The following is a 2,054-nucleotide window of genomic DNA, read 5'->3' on the forward strand; positions in this document are numbered from 1 at the left end:
TGCTATCGCTCTTCTAAGGCCTTAATGACGGCTGGCGCTACAAACTCTGAAACATCACCGCCCAAAGAGGCAATTTCCCTAATTAAAGTGGAAGAGATATAAGAGAGGTGGTTGTCAGGAGTAAGAAACAAGCTTTCTGCTTCAGGAACCAAGCGCCGATTCATATCCGCTAGTTGAAATTCGAATTCAAAGTCTGAAACAGCACGTAAACCGCGTAGAATAACGTTGACCTTGTGCTCTTTTACAAACTCGGCCAATAAGCAGTCAAAGCCAATGACTTCTACATTATCGAGATGAGCCAAAACGTCCTTTGCCAGTTCAACCCGTTTTTCAAGTGGAAACATAGGGTTCTTTTTTGGGCTGGCTGCGACAGCAATAATAATGCGATCAAAAAGCTTTGCAGCACGCTCTACAAGATTGGTATGGCCGTTAGTAATTGGGTCAAAAGTGCCAGGATAAACGACAGTATTCATAGGGGGTCTTACTCCTGAAGCTGCGGAATACGATTGCAGTGCCTAAGTCAATTTTACAGTATTGGAAGTATAGACAACCAAGAACTAAAGAAGGGGCGGAATAGTAACCAAATTTCGGGTGGGTTGCTAGTCAGCTTGTTGTAAACAAGAAGTCTGCGCTGGCAAGATAGCCAGCGCATTTGAAGGGTTATCTCTATAAGGAGCTAGCTTATCGTAAGAAAATAGAGAATAAGGCCTTATGAATCAAGGTACCAAAAGGAGGGTAGGCAAACTTGGTACTGTTGAAATGATTCTTGCAGAATACTGATTTTGCATGAGAGAAGGTCAGGAAGCCTTGCTCGCCGTGGTAGGAGCCCATACCTGATTCACCAACGCCGCCAAAATGTAAGTCTTCTTGAGCAAAGTGAGAGACTGTGTCGTTAATGCAGACGCCGCCAGCTCGAACTTGTTCTAGTACATATTGCTGTTCGTCTTTGTCCATTCCAAAATAGTAAAGCGCCAAGGGCTGAGGGCGATCATTAATGAAGTCCAGAGCTTGGTCTAGCGACTTAGTGGGTAGGATTGGCAGGATTGGGCCAAAGAGTTCTTCTTGCATCACTAGCATATCATCAGTGGCATTTAGCACCAGGTGGATAGGCATCTTACGTGTACCGGTTTGCATATCTTCGTCAGCCGGGTTGCACTCAATAATCGTTGCGCCTTTGCTTTTTGCATCGTCCAGGTAAGATTGCAGGCGTGCGAGCTGTCGTTCATCGACTACGCTGGTGAAGTCAGTGTTGTGCTTCAGCGTTGGGTACATCTTGGCAAAGAAGTGTTGGAATCGATCAACGAAATGCTCCAGGCGGTGCTCTGGACAAAGAATGTAGTCAGGTGCAATGCAGGTTTGGCCAGCATTAAAAGCCTTACCAAAAACAATTGACTGTGTTGCATCGTCCATATTGACATCGTCAGAGATGATTGTTGGAGATTTGCCGCCAAGCTCAAGCGTGACGGGTGTTAAGTTAGCCGCCGCTGCTTTCATTACATGGCGGCCAACAGCCGTTGAACCGGTAAACAGTAAATGGTTCCATGGGATGCTAGAGAACTCAGTCGCGACTTCTGCATCACCCTGAACAATCGCAACCAGATCTTGAGGAAAGGTGTCGGAGATTAGTTGCTCGATTAGTGCAGAGGTCTGCGGTGTAAACTCTGACATCTTGATCATGGATCTGTTACCTGCAGCCAAAGCAGCGACAAGAGGGCCCATTGATAAAGACACGGTATAGTTCCAAGGCGAAATAATGCCAATAATCCCCAGCGGTTGATATTGCACAAAACCTGTCGCAGGTTGAAATAAAGGAGAGATCTTTTTCTTATCTTTGCTCATCCACGATTTCAGGTTTTTGATGTTGTAGTCGATGCCGTGAATGGTTGTCATTAGCTCAGCAAGTTTTGTTTCATCAGCAGAGCGGTTAGAAAAGTCGCTGGAAATTGTCTCGATAATCTCGTCTTGATTATCAAGAAGCATGCTTCTAAGTTTTTTAAGGTTTGCGACTCTTTCCTGATAAGAAGGCATTGGGTTTTTACGGAAAGCAGCTTTTT

2 protein-coding genes are annotated in these 2,054 nt (G+C 45.2%); both read right to left on the reverse strand.

Annotated elements, in window-relative coordinates:
- Positions 1-2 precede the first annotated feature (2 nt).
- Positions 3-473, reverse strand: a complete 471-nt coding sequence (coaD, locus tag A3763_RS18960; protein WP_068634304.1) for a pantetheine-phosphate adenylyltransferase — start codon at positions 471-473, stop codon at positions 3-5.
- Between the two features lie 208 nt (positions 474-681).
- Positions 682-2,054 (reverse strand): coniferyl aldehyde dehydrogenase (locus A3763_RS18965; protein ID WP_082880514.1); only part of this gene is annotated, 1,373 nt, incomplete at its 5' end.

The sequence above is a fragment of the Oleiphilus sp. HI0128 genome (genome assembly GCF_001635365.1).

Excerpts from the sequence above, each read along its gene's own strand:
- coaD (WP_068634304.1), bottom strand. The coding sequence starts at position 473 with ATGAATACTGTCGTTTATCCTGGCACTTTTGACCCAATTACTAACGGC.